20 protein-coding genes are annotated in these 12994 nt (G+C 71.4%); 12 read left to right on the plus strand and 8 right to left on the minus strand.

Annotated elements, in window-relative coordinates; all coding sequences use genetic code 11:
* Window positions 1-102: 102 nt before the first annotated feature.
* Both O7546_RS12000 and O7546_RS12005 read left to right on the plus strand, forming a co-directional pair.
* Window positions 103-234, plus strand: coding sequence for a hypothetical protein (locus tag O7546_RS12000; RefSeq protein ID WP_269696801.1), 132 nt, complete (start codon window positions 103-105; stop codon window positions 232-234).
* Window positions 231-1154 carry an AEC family transporter gene (locus tag O7546_RS12005; RefSeq protein ID WP_194801782.1) on the plus strand — a complete coding sequence of 308 codons (924 nt, stop codon included), beginning with the start codon at window positions 231-233 and terminating at the stop codon, window positions 1152-1154. The genes O7546_RS12000 and O7546_RS12005 overlap by 4 nt, the downstream gene beginning before the upstream one ends.
* 69 nt (window positions 1155-1223) lie before the next feature.
* Here the strand turns inward: O7546_RS12005 and O7546_RS12010 are convergent, their stop codons facing one another.
* Both O7546_RS12010 and O7546_RS12015 read right to left on the minus strand, forming a co-directional pair.
* Window positions 1224-1586 carry a nuclear transport factor 2 family protein gene (locus O7546_RS12010; RefSeq protein WP_194801781.1) on the minus strand — a complete coding sequence of 121 codons (363 nt, stop codon included), beginning with the start codon at window positions 1584-1586 and terminating at the stop codon, window positions 1224-1226.
* Between the two features lie 48 nt (window positions 1587-1634).
* Window positions 1635-1826, minus strand: coding sequence for a hypothetical protein (locus O7546_RS12015; protein ID WP_194801780.1), 192 nt, complete (start codon window positions 1824-1826; stop codon window positions 1635-1637).
* A gap of 130 nt (window positions 1827-1956) precedes the next feature.
* Here O7546_RS12015 and O7546_RS12020 point away from each other — a divergent pair, with 130 nt between their 5' ends.
* The 3 genes from O7546_RS12020 (at window position 1957) to O7546_RS12030 (ending at window position 4077) form a co-directional block, all read left to right on the plus strand.
* Window positions 1957-2796 (plus strand): helix-turn-helix domain-containing protein, encoded by an 840-nt coding sequence (locus tag O7546_RS12020; RefSeq protein ID WP_269696804.1) that lies wholly within the window; start codon window positions 1957-1959, stop codon window positions 2794-2796.
* 66 nt (window positions 2797-2862) lie between these two features.
* On the plus strand, window positions 2863-3444 hold the full coding sequence (locus O7546_RS12025) for a dihydrofolate reductase family protein (RefSeq protein ID WP_194801778.1): 582 nt from the start codon (window positions 2863-2865) through the stop codon (window positions 3442-3444).
* A 21-nt stretch (window positions 3445-3465) separates the two neighbouring features.
* Entirely contained in the window at window positions 3466-4077 is a 612-nt protein-coding gene (locus O7546_RS12030) for a DUF6000 family protein (protein WP_194801777.1), read from the plus strand.
* Window positions 4078-4105: 28 nt separating this feature from the next.
* Here the strand turns inward: O7546_RS12030 and O7546_RS12035 are convergent, their stop codons facing one another.
* Both O7546_RS12035 and O7546_RS12040 read right to left on the minus strand, forming a co-directional pair.
* A complete protein-coding gene (locus O7546_RS12035) occupies window positions 4106-5110 on the minus strand; it encodes a hypothetical protein (protein ID WP_228532402.1) in 1005 nt (334 codons plus the stop codon).
* A gap of 122 nt (window positions 5111-5232) precedes the next feature.
* Window positions 5233-5724, minus strand: coding sequence for a DinB family protein (locus O7546_RS12040; RefSeq protein ID WP_269696806.1), 492 nt, complete (start codon window positions 5722-5724; stop codon window positions 5233-5235).
* A 405-nt stretch (window positions 5725-6129) separates the two neighbouring features.
* On the opposite strand from O7546_RS12040, the gene O7546_RS12045 reads away from it, so the two are divergent.
* Window positions 6130-6882: a GNAT family N-acetyltransferase gene (locus O7546_RS12045; RefSeq protein ID WP_194801776.1), complete on the plus strand. Its 753-nt coding sequence runs from the start codon at window positions 6130-6132 to the stop codon at window positions 6880-6882.
* Window positions 6883-6955: 73 nt separating this feature from the next.
* Window positions 6956-7330: a hypothetical protein gene (locus O7546_RS12050; protein WP_194801775.1), complete on the plus strand. Its 375-nt coding sequence runs from the start codon at window positions 6956-6958 to the stop codon at window positions 7328-7330.
* Here the strand turns inward: O7546_RS12050 and O7546_RS12055 are convergent.
* The gene (locus O7546_RS12055) at window positions 7244-7834 is read right to left on the minus strand and encodes a hypothetical protein (RefSeq protein WP_269696808.1); all 591 of its coding nucleotides are present in this window, start codon (window positions 7832-7834) and stop codon (window positions 7244-7246) included. The genes O7546_RS12050 and O7546_RS12055 overlap by 87 nt on opposite strands.
* A gap of 125 nt (window positions 7835-7959) precedes the next feature.
* Here O7546_RS12055 and O7546_RS12060 point away from each other — a divergent pair, with 125 nt between their 5' ends.
* Both O7546_RS12060 and O7546_RS12065 read left to right on the plus strand, forming a co-directional pair.
* Window positions 7960-8703, plus strand: a complete 744-nt coding sequence (locus O7546_RS12060) for a 3-oxoacyl-ACP reductase family protein (protein ID WP_194801773.1) — start codon at window positions 7960-7962, stop codon at window positions 8701-8703.
* A 101-nt stretch (window positions 8704-8804) separates the two neighbouring features.
* A complete protein-coding gene (locus tag O7546_RS12065) occupies window positions 8805-9182 on the plus strand; it encodes an MmcQ/YjbR family DNA-binding protein (protein WP_194801772.1) in 378 nt (125 codons plus the stop codon).
* Between the two features lie 9 nt (window positions 9183-9191).
* Here the strand turns inward: O7546_RS12065 and O7546_RS12070 are convergent, their stop codons facing one another.
* Together O7546_RS12070 and O7546_RS12075 are read right to left on the minus strand one after the other, a co-directional pair.
* Entirely contained in the window at window positions 9192-9719 is a 528-nt protein-coding gene (locus tag O7546_RS12070) for a DinB family protein (protein WP_281600924.1), read from the minus strand.
* Window positions 9720-9777: 58 nt separating this feature from the next.
* Entirely contained in the window at window positions 9778-10203 is a 426-nt protein-coding gene (locus tag O7546_RS12075) for a helix-turn-helix domain-containing protein (RefSeq protein WP_194801771.1), read from the minus strand.
* Window positions 10204-10281: 78 nt separating this feature from the next.
* Between O7546_RS12075 and O7546_RS12080 the strand changes: the two genes are divergently transcribed.
* A complete protein-coding gene (locus O7546_RS12080; RefSeq protein WP_281600925.1) occupies window positions 10282-11079 on the plus strand; it encodes an SDR family NAD(P)-dependent oxidoreductase in 798 nt (265 codons plus the stop codon).
* A 15-nt stretch (window positions 11080-11094) separates the two neighbouring features.
* Here O7546_RS12080 and O7546_RS12085 read toward each other — a convergent pair whose 3' ends face one another.
* Window positions 11095-11562: an SAM-dependent methyltransferase gene (locus tag O7546_RS12085; protein WP_194801770.1), complete on the minus strand. Its 468-nt coding sequence runs from the start codon at window positions 11560-11562 to the stop codon at window positions 11095-11097.
* Between the two features lie 71 nt (window positions 11563-11633).
* Here O7546_RS12085 and O7546_RS12090 point away from each other — a divergent pair, with 71 nt between their 5' ends.
* Window positions 11634-12509: a PhzF family phenazine biosynthesis isomerase gene (locus O7546_RS12090; protein WP_194801769.1), complete on the plus strand. Its 876-nt coding sequence runs from the start codon at window positions 11634-11636 to the stop codon at window positions 12507-12509.
* 50 nt (window positions 12510-12559) lie between these two features.
* Window positions 12560-12928 (plus strand): YciI family protein, encoded by a 369-nt coding sequence (locus O7546_RS12095; protein ID WP_194801768.1) that lies wholly within the window; start codon window positions 12560-12562, stop codon window positions 12926-12928.
* The last annotated feature ends 66 nt before the right edge of the window (window positions 12929-12994 follow it).

Below are 12994 nucleotides of genomic sequence, written 5' to 3' on the forward strand. Positions count from 1 at the left end.
GGCTTCCCGATCGATGTACGCGTGGACGGCCCTCGGCTGCCCGTCGGCCACCCGGTAGGCACCGTGGGCGCGTCGGTGTGTCTGACGACCGGCGAGAGTGCGGTGGAGTGTCACGGAACCGTGCTCACCCTGCGGCAGGCCCATGACAGCCTCGCCCAGGTGGAGATCGTCGCCCGGCTCCTCGGCTCGTACGCTCCGGACGCCCGCCGGCCCCTGACGTGGCGCGACGCATGAGCCTGGTGTCGGCGTTCGTACCGATCTGGATCCTCACCGCTGTGGGTTACGCGGCCTGTCGCTGGGGACTGCTGGGCGAGGCGGCGGCGTCGGTGCTCGGCCGGTTCGTGTTCCAGCTCGCGATGCCGGCCGCCCTGTTCCTGGCCCTGGCCCGGATGCCGCTGTCCGGGTTCGCGGGCCGCTCGCTGCTCGCCTTCGGGGTGAGCACCGTCGCGGTCGTCGGGTTCGGCTGGGGCGGCGCGAGCCGGCTGTTCGGTCGCGAGCCCGGCGAACGGCCGGTCTGGGGCATGGCCGCCGGGTACGTGAACTCGGCGAACCTCGGCATCCCGATCGCGACGCAGGTTCTCGGCGACGTGTCGTTCCTGGCAGTGGTGGTGCTGCTGCAGGTGCTGGTGGTGGCGCCCGTGATCGTGGTCGCCCTGGACCGGCGCAGCGACCCGGCCGGGCGGGTGCGGATCCGCCGGATCGCCTCACTGCCCGTACGCAATCCGGTGATCCTGGCGTCGCTGCTCGGTGTCGCGTGCTCCGCGGCCGGCCTGCGTCTGCCGTCGGCGGCCGCCGCGTCGCTGACGCTGCTTGCGGGCGCCGCGGCGCCCGCCGCCCTGGTCGCGCTCGGCGCGTCGCTGCACCCCACGGCGCCGTCGCGGGCAGAGCGGGCCGAGCCCGCCGAACTGGCCGTGATCACCGCGCTGAAGCTTGTCGCACAGCCGGTCATCGCGTACGCGGCCGGACTGGCCCTGAATCTGTCCGCGCCGCAGTTGCTCGCCGTGGTGGTGTGCGCGGGCCTGCCGACGGCGCAGAACACGTTCATCTTCGCGCAGGAGTACGGCGTCGGCGAGGCGGTGGCCAACCGGGCGGTGGTGGTGACCACGACGCTGTCGCTGGCCACCCTGGCCGCAGCGGCGGCGCTCCTCGGGTAGCCCGGCCATACAGTTCTGCCATGTCCGACGGCCCGTGCTACCGCCCCGACCGACACCCGTCGGCACCTGTCACTCCCGGATCTCCATCTCCGTCACCAGGCCGTCGCCGAGGCGGTATACGTGCGTGACGGTGTGATCGGCGAGCGTCGCTCCCGCTTGGTCGTGGACCACTTGATGAACGGTGACGGCGATGCGGCCGTCGGCTTCCGTGCGGAACGCCGTCGGCGTTACTGTCGGATCGAGCTGCTCCCACTGCCGGCGCCAGTAGGCACTCACCTGGTCCCGGCCGTGAATGACGCCTCCCTCCCAGCCGTTGGGCCACGAGACGTCCGGCGTCATGGCGGCCAGCAGCGTGGGGATGTCACGCCTGTTGAAGGCCGCGTAGAGGTTCGTGAGCAGGGCCTGGGCAGTGAGGCGTCTCGGCGAATCCATCGAGTCAGCATGGCCCGTGGGCACGACCGGACGCAGTCCTCTTTGCGCTCAGCAGAACGCGCGATCCTCGCCGGGGGCGGGCGTCAGGGAGCCGGATCGTCTGAGCGCGCCCGTGTAGATCGGCATGCCGGTTTCCCCCGGCACTGTCGACACGTCGTACTGGCAGTAGCTGACGGCGATCCGCGTCCAGTCGGACACCGGGCCCTCACGTCGCTGCCCTCCACCGCCCGCATCGGCCATCGCCGGATCGTAGCGCCGTCCTGACCGCACGGTAGGGCACCCGGACGGCGGTCCCCAGCCCGTCGCGGACGATGACCGGGCCCGGCGGGGCGTCGGCCGTGACGGCGCGGCGTCCGCGATGCTGTGGGGCGTGGAGTACGTGTCCAGAGTGCCGCGACCGCCGCTGGACGGGCTGATCGACGACCTCTACTACCTGGCGGGTACGCCCCCGTACCCCCGGCTGACGCTGCCGCCGATGCCCGCGGCGCTGCTCATCGTCAACCTCGGGGCGCCGTTCCGTGTCCGCGCCGGCACCGACATCGAGAGCACGGAGTACGCCGACGGCTGCGTGATCACCACACCCACCCGGGCGTTCGAGTTCGGCTATCCGTGCCCGACCCGGTCCGTCGGCGTACACGTCAAGCCGTGGGGTCTGGCGCCGTTCCTGCCGATGCCCGCGGCCGAGCTGCGCGACCGGCCGGTGACGCTGGAGCAGGTCTGGGGCCGGCCCGCCGTCGCTGAGCTGCGCGACCGGCTGGCCACGGCGGACGGGCCGCACGAGATGCTGGCGCTGCTCGAACAGGAGCTGATAGGACGGCTGTCCGAGACCACCGGACTTGGGCTGGTCCGGCATGCGAGCGGCGTCATCGCGGCGACGAGCGGCGCGGTGCCGATCGGCGACCTGAGGACAGCGGCCGGTGTCAGCAGCACCCATCTGACGCAGCGGTTCAAGGAACTCGTCGGCGTCACGCCGAAGCGGCTGGCCCGCACCTACCGCTTCGCCGCCGCCGTGTTCGCGATCGACCCCGCCCGGCCCGTCGACTGGGGCGAGCTCGCCAGTGGCGCGGGCTACTTCGACCAGGCCCACTTCGGCCACGAGTTCCGGGCGTTCACCGGGCTCACACCGACCCGGTACGTCGAGGTCCGGCGGCGGTTCCTGCGCGAACACCCCGGCCACGCGATGGACGGCTGGCCGCTGCCGGTCGATTGATTTCGTACAAGAACCGCGGCTCACGGCCCGCTAGCGTGAGGAAATCCAAGGCAGAGGGGAACCGGCGTGGGCACTGTGGTCCTGTACAGCTCGGTGTCGGTGGACGGCTTCGTCGCGGACGACAACGACCAGCCCGGACCGCTGTTCGACTGGTTGACAAGCGGTGACGTCCCACTGGACGACAGCGGCGCGCTGAAGGTGTCGCAGACGTCCCACGACTACGTCGGGCCCTACTGGGACCGGATCGGGGTGACTGTCGTCGGCCGGCACGTCTTCGACCTGACCGACGGCTGGGACGGGACGCCGCCGAGCGGGATCGACCACGTGGTCGTCGTGACCCACCGGCCCGCGCCCGACGGCTGGGACCCTGCGGCGCCGTTCCACTTCGTCGACGGCGTCGAGGCAGCCGTGGCAAGGGCGCAGGAACTCGCGGGGGACCGCATCGTCGAGGTCGCCGCCGGTGACGTCGGAGGCCAGGCGCTCGCCGCGGGCCTGGTCGACGAGGTACGCATGGACGTCGTACCAGTGGTGTTCGGCTCCGGCAAGCGCTACTTCGGGTCAGTGGACGCGCAGCACCTCCTGGAGGATCCGGACGTGGTGCTCCAGGGCGATCGGGTGCTGCACCTGCGCTACCGGGTGCGCCGCTGACCGATCCGGGATGATGTCGCCGTGGACTTCCCGCCGCCGATACCGGATCCAGCTGACGGCACCATCCGCCGCTATGTCATCGCCCCGTCGGACCGGGGAAGCGCTCGCTATCTGGACCTCCTGCACGGTGGCATCGTCCGTCCGGACGCGCACGAGAACGCTCCAGTGGTGTACGCCCTGCGCCAGGATGCTCGACGCGTCAGCGACGAGGAACTCGTCTTCCTGCTCCAACCCGGCGGCCTGCCGAACTGGCGCTCACGGTTGGTCGCCGGCTACCTCATCGGGCTCGACCGGCGTACCCGGTTCCGGCAGACCGTCGGCGAGCTGCTCCTGGGCAGCGAGGTCTGCTTCAGCGGCCAGGGCTACTGCTTCGCCCTCGCGGCCTTCGGTGACCACCCGGACGCGGAGATCCTGACCGCATACCTCGACCGCTACCTGCCCGCACTCGACCTCCGCTACGACCAGCACTGGGCGCTGGGTGCCCTGCGTTACGTCGATTCGCGACTCGGCACGAGCCACGCCGACCGCTACCTTGGACCCGGCGGCCGGTGGGAACGCTGGGCCGGCGCCGTACCCCAGCCTCCGGACGCCGACACCTATCGAGCACTGATCGCTGATCTGTGCGCGCTGTGAGCGTGCGGCGGCGCCGTGACCGACGCGGTCAGAGCAGCGCGAGTTGGCCCGGCAGCGGCTCGTCGTCGAGGCGAGCGTCGAGCTGCCACAGCCGGAGCTGATCGTCCTCGTGCTGGCGGGTGAGCCATCGGCCCGGCTGGTGAGCGGGGTGGACGGAGCCGGACCCGTGGTGGCGCGGGTAACGCACCTCGGAGCGGCACCCGAGGCCGAGCGCCGACAGCAGGAGATGGCACCCGGCGTCGTTCGGCAGGTCTGCGGTGTTCACGGCGACGAGGATCAGGTCCTCGGTGAGGAACAACGCGTGGTCCACGTATCTGTTGCCCGCGAGCCAGTGTGGCGCGCCCCGCAGATCTTCCAGGTGTCGTTCTGCGATCGCTGCGTCGGACGCGACGTCGCGGACGGACAGGAAGCCGTCGGTGGTCAGGGTCAGACAGCGGCCGCCTGCCGGGCTGAAACCGGCGAGATCTCCACCGGCCAGTGGCCGCGACACGATGTGCTCGGCGTCGAGCCTGATGAGCATGGCGTCTGACCGGTCGGGGTCGAGCAGCGTCAAGCCGGTCCAGGCATTGCGGGGCGAGTGCACGAACCAGGCGGCCTCGGGCCCGGGCAGCGGGATGCGATGGATCTCCGTGCCTCTCGCGCCGTGGAGGGCGACGAGTTCCCCGGTGCCGGCCAAACGGATCCAGAGGGTGTCGTCGCCGTCGAGGTGGAAGTCGGCGCCGGCGCTGTCGCCGAGTCGCTGCCAGGTGCTGCGCCAGCGAATCGCGCCGTCGCGGTCGAGCACGACGATCTGTTGCTCGTCGCCTGCCGCCACGAGCCGGCGGGTGGCACTGACCTTCATCTGCGGGCCGTCGAGCGGCACCGCAAGCCGCGCCACGCGACGCAGTTCCTGGTCGAACAGGTTTACCGTGACACTGTCTCGCTCAGTGACCACCCAGCCAGGGCCCGTTGCCTGCGTGACGTGCCGAATGCCGGGCAGCCGCACCTCGTTGACCAAGCGGGGTTGCATCGCAGCAGCATAGAACCGCTGCATGCGCCCGTCAGGGTGCGTGCGCGGACCCGCGTCCACTCGCCCGTGCCCTTACCGCGGCCGTCGGAATCGACCTGAGCCGAGGGCCGTCGACATCAGAGTCGTGCGACTCCGCCCCGCTCGTCTCACCGCGGCCCGAGCCCGGTGCGACCGTCGATCAGCTCGCGGACGACGTCCAGGTGGCCGGCGTGCCGGGCGGTCTCCTCGATGACGTGCAGAACGATCCGTCGCAGGTCGGTGGTCTGCGACGCCAGCGTCTCGTCCGGATGCCGGCCGGCGGGTGCCGCCGTCAACGGTGCCGCGGCGATGATCGCGTCGGAGACGTCGCACTGGTCGCGGTAGAAGCCGAAGACCTGGGACGGCGATCGAGTCGTGCGAAGTGGTGTGTTCTCGTCCGGCCAGGGCAGCGGCTCCACCGAACCACGAAAGACCTCCTGGAACCAGTGGCGTTCCGCATGCCCGAGATGCTCCACCAGCCCGAGCGGCGACCATCCGGAGGGCAGGACCGGCTTGCGCAGCGAGGCCAGGTCCAGATCGGCCAGGATGGCTCGGACACTGGCACGCTGATACTCGAGGAACTCACACAGCGCGGCCTTCTCCATATCGACCTTTGTCACGCCGGCAGGCTAGCGGCCGGCACCGACAGTTTCGCGGCCTCTTGCAGATGGCGGACAAGGCGCGTACCGATGTTCCCCGAGTGAGGCGCACCGTCAGGTCGTCCGTCCATTGCACCCGACGAGTACCCCCGCCCCGATCTTGATCCACAAGCGAGATGCTTCTCGACGTCCGGCCGTACGCGATTGACACGTCCGGGTCGGGAGGGGCAAGGTTGCGATTGGCCACGCGCACCGCGTGGGCACTCCGCATGAGGGAATGACGCCTGTGATCCGGGTAGGCCGAGCGGCCGCCTGAGTGTCGGCCACGCGACGGATGACCGTCGCGTGCCTGCGACACGGCGGGGCGGCCCGACGCTTCTTCCGCCCGTCGCAGCTTCTCTCATGCATCGAGGTCCCCCGTTGAGCATGGATGCCCGCATCCAACAATCAGTCGTCGTCAACCTGTCCCGCCGGCCCGCGCCGGTCGAGGTGGGGCCGTTCGTGATCGGGCTGGACCCGACAACGGCCAGCCCGTACGTCAACTACGCGACGCCGCGTCCCGGCGCCGCCGTCACCGCGGCCGACGTCACCGCCCTGGTCGCGGCGTTCCACGCCGCCGACCGCAAACCCCGCCTGGAGTACGTCACCAGTTGCGCCCCCGATCTGGAGGCGCTGCTGACCGCCGCCGGCTTCACCGTGGAAGCCCGGCACACCTACCTGGTCTGCGCGCCGGACACGCTGGCGTCCCCACCCGTGCCGGACCACCTGAGGCTGTGCGAACCGGGTACCGACTCCCAGCGCGCCGCGCTGATCAGCGTGCAGAACGAGGCGTTCGGCGACGATCCGGTCGCCTCCGAGGCCGACGTGGCTCGCCTCCGGCGCCAGCAGGACACCGGTGGCGTGGTCGTCACGGCCGTCACCGAGGACGGTGACTGCGCGGGCGGCGGCGGTGCGGCGGCGCCCGTCGGCGCGGTCAGCGAGGTGGCCGGCATCGCCGTCCGCGCGTCCTACCGCCGTCGGGGACTGGCGTCCGCCATCACCGCCGACGTCACCCGGCGGCTGTTCAACGCCGGTGCGGAGGTCGCCTGGCTGGAGGCCGGTGGCGAGGATTCGTGGCGGGTCTACGAGCGCGTCGGCTACCGGCCCGGCGGGCAACGGCTCTACACAGCGGTGAACTGAGCCCCGGCGAGGCGGCCCGGGCTGAGGTTCGACAACCGAGGCCTGGGCCGCGCGCCCCGGGTACACCTGGGCGGTGATCCTCATTCAGCGGGTCCGCGTCCGGTGGACCGCCGCCGCCCGCGGTTCGCCGGCGGCGAACGCCCGCCGCGGCCTCGTCCGGGCGATGCCGCCGCCCCGGCCGCTTCCGGACGCCGAGCTGGTCGTCCACGACGTGCTCGCCGACCAGGAGGCCGGCTACGAACACCGGGAAGGGGTACGCGCCGGAGGCGTCGAGCTGGCCCGCGAGGTCGGACTGTGGCTCGGGCACTACCGGGCGTCGGTCGTCGTGGACCGGCTACCCGGATCGCCGCGCGGGGCGCCGCTAGCTGTCGAACCAGACGACGAGCCGTACGTTGTCGTCGCCGTACCGCTCGGCAAGCTCGCGCATGCGGTCGAGCAGCGCGCGTAGCTGCGGGTCGGCGCGCAGCACATCACCGTGGGTCAGGCGCTCCACCCGCCACATCCGGTCGCCCGCCCGCCATTCGGTTCCCTCCGGGTAGCTGCTGCCCCGGTGGTCCGCGTGCTCGCCGGCCACCTCGTGCCAGGCTCGTCCGTGGTGTCCGGCCTTGCCCACGAAGCGTGGCCCCTGCCTCGTCAGCTCGTACTCATGGATACGGTCGTCCACACGGGGCGCCTGCGCGCTCCAGTCGACGGATGCCAACTGCGCCCACGTCGCCCAGGTGTGGTCGTGTTCGCCGTCCGCGAGGAGAGCGCGCAGGTCGGCGCCGGCGTCGTCCGGCACGCCACGGCCGGGCGCGACCGGCTCGAACCCGGCATAGTTGCGCACACCGAACAGCAGCCCGAAGGCGTCGTAATGGCGAGGTAGCGCATCCAGGCCGACGTGGGCCAGCCTCCAGGGCGAACCCGGACCGTGCGGCCGGAGCTCCACCCCACCGGCGATGTCGGTACCCACGTCACCCCACCTTGCAGCCGAGATGGTGCCCGCCACCGGACCATTCGGAACGCCGGCGCGGTGTCACGAACGCGGCGTCCGATCCCCGCCGGACATGCGACCCATTGTCGACCAGGCTCTCCACCATGAACAACGCACTTGACGGCAAGGTAGCTCTCGTCACCGGTGGTGGCCGTGGCATCGGCGCGGCGGTGGCCCTGCGCCTGGCCGAGGACGGCGCCGATGTGGCGCTGACGTTCCAGCAGAATCAGCGTCGCGCCGACGACGTGGTGGAGCAGATCAAGGCTGTGGGACGGCGCGCGATCGCCGTGCGGGCCGACAGCGCCGATCCGGCTGCGGTGATCGCGGCGGTGGACCGGGCCGCCGGTGAGCTGGGCCGGTTGGACATCCTGGTCAACAACGCGGGCGCGTTCCTGCTGGGGCCGCTGGAGCAGTTGAGTCTCGACGAGTTCGAGCAGACAGTCGCGGTGAACGTCCGGGCGCCGTTCGTCGCCTCGCAGGCCGCGGTACGCCACATGCCGGCGGGCGGACGGATCGTCAACATCGGCAGCAACACGGCCGAGCGGGCGGTCTTCCCGGGCTTCTCGCTCTACGCGATGAGCAAGACCGCCCTGATCGGCCTGACCAAGGCGCTCGGGCGCGAACTCGGCGGTCGAGCGATCACGGTGAACCTGGTGAACCCCGGCGCCACGGACACCGAGCTGAACCCGGCCGACGGCCCGAACGCGGACACGATCAACGGGTTCACCGCCCTCGGCCACTTCGCGCAGCCGGTCGACGTGGCCGCCGCCGTGGCGTTCCTGGCCGGCCCGGACGGGCGTTACGTCACCGGCGCGACGGTGAACGTCGACGGCGGATTCACCATCTGACCATCGGTACGGCCCCGAAGGACATCGACGGCCTGCCACCGGACGGCGGCGCGGCGGCTAGGCTGTGCCGGTGTGGAAGGCGGTGTGCCGGGGTGACCGTCGTGGCTGATGCGGACGATGTCCGTCGGGTGGCGCTGTCGCTGCCGCACGTGGTCGAGATCGACAGTGACGGCTTCGACTTCCGGGTCGCCGGCAAGGGGTTCGTCTGGTCGTATCCCGAGCGCACGTCCGGTAGGCCGCGGCGCATCCGCACCGACATCGCCGTGCTGTACGTGGGCGACGAGGCGGAGAAGCAGGCCCTGCTCCTCGGCGAGCCCGACCTGTTCTTCACCACCCCCGCGTATGACGGGTCACCCCTGGTCATGCTGCGGCTGGCGCACGTCGGCGTCGAGCGCCTGACCGAACTGGTCACCGACGCGTGGCGGATGCGTGCCCCCGACTTGTCGACCGGTGACCCCGACGAGGGCGCCGGCGCGTGACGCCGGCCGTTACGACGACGAACCACCGCCGGCCGCCCGCTGTCCGTCGAGGATCTGCTCCCGGAGGATGTCCGCGTGCCCGCAGTGCTGGGCGAGTTCGCGCAGGACGTGGAGGTACACCCAGCGCAGCGGAAGCGGGCCCCGTCGGTGCCCGGTGAGGATGTCGTCCAGACGCCGCGTGGAGGTCGCCCGGCGTGACGCGTCGCGGGCGTCGCGGTATGCCCGCCGGACGCCGGTGATCGTGTCGCCGTCGTCGAGGAGGAACGAGTCCTCCGACCGCTCCGGGATGCCGATCTCGGCTCGCGACCGGCCCGTGACGGCCTCGTCGAACCAGACCTTCTCGACGAAGGTCGCGTGCTTCACCAGACCCAGCAGCGTGGTCCGGGAGGCCACCAGTGACCGGCGCGCCTGATCCTCGGTCAGTCCGTCCAGGCAGCGGTCGAGCGCGTCGCGCTGCTCGTCGAGAAACGCCTCGAACTGGGCCTGGATCGGCTGCGCGACGATCCCGGCGGAGAAGGTGGGCGGGAAGGACGGCATGGACGAAGCATTCCAGATCGACGCCCACCGCCCGGCGGACAAACGCCGGACCGGTGCCTCACCGCTCGGGCACGCTCACCGGGTCCACGGGCTGACGTGCCGCGACGATCTCGGCATGGTGAGCGACCGCCCAGTCGGCCAGCGCGGAAAGCGGCCCCAGCAGGCTGACACCGAGCGGCGTCAGCCGGTACTCGACGCTCGGCGGCACCGTCGGAAACACCTCACGTTCGACCAGGCCGTCGCCTTCCAGCGCGCGCAGTGTCCGGGTGAGCATGCGCGGGCTGATGCCCTCGACGGCCCGGTGCAACTCGTTGAACCGGTGCGGATGCCGGCCGAGCAGGGTGATCAGCAACAGCGTCCACTTGTCGCTCACCCGCCGCAGCACGTCGGTGACCGGGCAGCGATCGTACTCGCCGGCCGGAACCGGCACCGGCAGCCGATGATCGCGCAGCGAGGCACTCACATCGATGTTACCTGTGGACATGAAAGTGCCTTCTTTCGCCTCCGCCGGCCTGCTGCCCAGGATGAGGCAGGCCGATGAGCAAGACGATAAGGGGGCGACGTGGGCGTCGTGGTGGTCAGTGGCGGCACGAACGGGATGGGACGTGCGTTCGCCCTGGGACGGGCCGAACGTGGCGACCGCGTCCTGGTGCTCGGCCGCAGCCGTGCACGGGGCGAGGCGATGGCCGGCGGCCTGATCACCTTCGTACCCGTCGATCTGTCCAGCATGGCCGAGACGCGGCAGGTCATCGCGCACATCCTCGGCGAGCATCAGGTCGTCGACGCGTTGACGCTGTTCGCCAATGCCGTGACGCCGCGCCGCGTCGAGACGGTGGAGGGACTGGAGCGTACGTTCGCGCTCTACTACGTCAGTCGCTACCTGCTCAGTTTCGGTCTGCGTCCGGCCCTGGACCGGGCGACCGCTCCGGTGATCGTGAACGTCGCCGGTGTCGGGGTCACGAGAGGCGAGGTGCGCTGGACCGATCCACAGATGACTGCGGGCTACTCGGCCGTCGCCGCGCAGTTGCAGGCCGGGCGGGCCAACGACCTGCTCGGCGTGGGCTTCGCCCAGCGGTCCGGCAGCCGGGCCCGATACGTGCTCTACCATCCCGGTTTCACCAGGAGCGGTGACCGTAGCGCACTCCCGTTCGTGGTACGAGGGCTGCTCGCGGTGGCGGCGGCCGTCGCCGCCCGGCCCGTCGCGGACGCGGTGGCGCCGATTCACCAGTTCCTGGACGCGCCGCCGACCGCGCCGGTGACCGCCGTCGACCGGGGGAAGCTACTTCCGCCCGGTTTCCCGACCCTCGACCCCCATGACGCCGAGCGGTTGATGGACCTCACGGAGAGGCTGCTGCGGTGAGGTGGCGCGCCGACGCTACGGCCGGAAGTAGTCGGACATCATGCCGCTGACCCAGTCCGGCTGGCGGACGTCGGCGGGGACGAACTCCACCATCACCGGCTTCAGGTCGATCACGGGCGTGCCGGCCACGGCGTCGAGGCCCACCACCGTCAGCTCGCGGCCGTCGACCGACTCGATCCGGCAGCACGTGACGCCGATGCGGTTCGGCCGGCGCGGGCCGCGACCGGCGAACACGCCCATCGGCGGCAGGTCGGCCCGGCCACGGTAGGGGCGGGGCTCCCGGAAGTCGCCGCCGTCCGGGAACCGGTCGAAGACGAACAGGACCTCCACGTGGGAGAACCCCTCCAGGCCCTGCAGGCACGCCTCGCCGAAGCGCTCGTCGACGACGACGGTGCTGCGGACCGCACCCCAGTTGTCGCTGTGCTGGATGTCCGTCCGGTCGTTGCGGACCGTACCGATGGGGGTGATCTCGAAGCCGCTCATGCCCGGAGAGTAGTTCGGCGTGGCTCGTCTCGGGGCAGACGAGCCGGAGCATCGTCGCTAGGCTCGTGATCATGGACATTCTCCGATACGCCGCGTTCACCGCCGACCCCGCCGGTGGCAACCCGGCCGGTGTCGTCCTGGACGCCACCGGGGCGGGCGACGCGGAGATGCAGCGGGTGGCGGCCGAGGTCGGCTACTCCGAGACGGCGTTCCTCGTGCCCGCCGGCGGGGGCGGGCGGTTCACCGTCCGCTACTTCAGCCCCAAGGCGGAGGTGCCGTTCTGCGGGCACGCGACGATCGCGTCGGCGGTCGCGTACGCGCAGCGGCACGGCCCAGGTGTGCTGCACCTGGACACTCGCGCCGGGCTGGTCGAGGTCGCCACGAGCGTGCAGGCCGACGGCGCCACCACCGCCACGCTGACAAGCGTCGCGCCGCGCACCGTACCCCTTGCCGCGGACGACCTGGCGGCGCTGCTCGCCGCGTTGCGCTGGTCGCCGGACGATCTGGACGCGACGCTGCCGCCGCGTGTCGCGTACGCCGGGGCCTGGCATCCGATCGTGGCCGCCGAGACCCGGCAGCGCCTGGCGGACCTGGACTACGACACGGCGGCGTTGAGCGCGCTGATGGCCGAACGGGACTGGACGACGATCGACCTCGTGCACCGCGAGTCCCCGCTGGTGTTCCACGCGCGCAACCCGTTCCCGCCCGGCGGCGTGGTCGAGGACGCCGCGACCGGCGCGGCGGCTGCCGCGTTCGGCGGTTACCTGCGCGAGCTGGGCCTGGTGCGGCCGCCCGCCACGGTGACCGTGCGGCAGGGTGACGACATGGGCCGTCCGAGCCTGCTCACCGTCAGCATCCCCGCCGGGGACGGCGCCGGGATCGCGGTGACCGGCACCGCCGTGCCCATCCCTGCGGATGATGTCAGATCGGGTGCGGCTCGTTCGTAGTACGGGTGAGAGGCGGCCGGACCGGGCCGCCCGGACAAGGGAGTCATGGCATGCCGCGGTACCTGATCTCGTTCAACGACGGCGCGATGGACCACATCCCCGCCGAGGAGATCCCCCAGGTGGGCAGGGAGGCGCACGCCGTCATCCAGGAGGCCGTGAACGCCGGTGTGTTCGTGTACGGCACCGGGCTCGAACGCCAGCAGGCGACCATCGTGGGTGCGGACGGGGTGGTCACCGACGGGCCGTTCCCGGAGACCAAGGAGGTCATCGGCGGGTTCGTGGTCCTCGACGTGGCGTCCCACGACGAGGCGCTGAAGTGGGCCGCCAAGATCGCCGCGTCGTGCCGATGTGCCCAGGAGGTCCGGGAGGTCATGCCCGACCCCGAGACGGAGGCGATGCTCCGCGCGGCGGGCCGGTGACAGGTTCGATGTCGACGCGATGAGGGTGGGTGTGGCACCCGGACGGCAGCCACGCCCACCATGATC

Origin of the sequence: Micromonospora sp. WMMA1976, assembly GCF_027497335.1 — a bacterium.
Classification (GTDB): Bacteria; Actinomycetota; Actinomycetes; order Mycobacteriales; family Micromonosporaceae; genus Micromonospora; species Micromonospora aurantiaca.

Excerpts from the sequence above, each read along its gene's own strand:
- O7546_RS12070 (WP_281600924.1), bottom strand. The coding sequence starts at position 9,719 with ATGCCGTCCTTCCCGCCCACCTTCTCCGCCGGGATCGTCGCGCAGCCG.
- O7546_RS12095 (WP_194801768.1), top strand. The coding sequence starts at position 12,560 with ATGCCGCGGTACCTGATCTCGTTCAACGACGGCGCGATGGACCACATC.
- O7546_RS12045 (WP_194801776.1), top strand. The coding sequence starts at position 6,130 with ATGGATGCCCGCATCCAACAATCAGTCGTCGTCAACCTGTCCCGCCGG.
- O7546_RS12085 (WP_194801770.1), bottom strand. The coding sequence starts at position 11,562 with ATGAGCGGCTTCGAGATCACCCCCATCGGTACGGTCCGCAACGACCGG.
- O7546_RS12015 (WP_194801780.1), bottom strand. The coding sequence starts at position 1,826 with ATGGCCGATGCGGGCGGTGGAGGGCAGCGACGTGAGGGCCCGGTGTCC.
- O7546_RS12060 (WP_194801773.1), top strand. The coding sequence starts at position 7,960 with ATGAACAACGCACTTGACGGCAAGGTAGCTCTCGTCACCGGTGGTGGC.
- O7546_RS12005 (WP_194801782.1), top strand. The coding sequence starts at position 231 with ATGAGCCTGGTGTCGGCGTTCGTACCGATCTGGATCCTCACCGCTGTG.
- O7546_RS12035 (WP_228532402.1), bottom strand. The coding sequence starts at position 5,110 with ATGCAGCGGTTCTATGCTGCTGCGATGCAACCCCGCTTGGTCAACGAG.
- O7546_RS12075 (WP_194801771.1), bottom strand. The coding sequence starts at position 10,203 with ATGTCCACAGGTAACATCGATGTGAGTGCCTCGCTGCGCGATCATCGG.
- O7546_RS12010 (WP_194801781.1), bottom strand. The coding sequence starts at position 1,586 with ATGGATTCGCCGAGACGCCTCACTGCCCAGGCCCTGCTCACGAACCTC.
- O7546_RS12090 (WP_194801769.1), top strand. The coding sequence starts at position 11,634 with ATGGACATTCTCCGATACGCCGCGTTCACCGCCGACCCCGCCGGTGGC.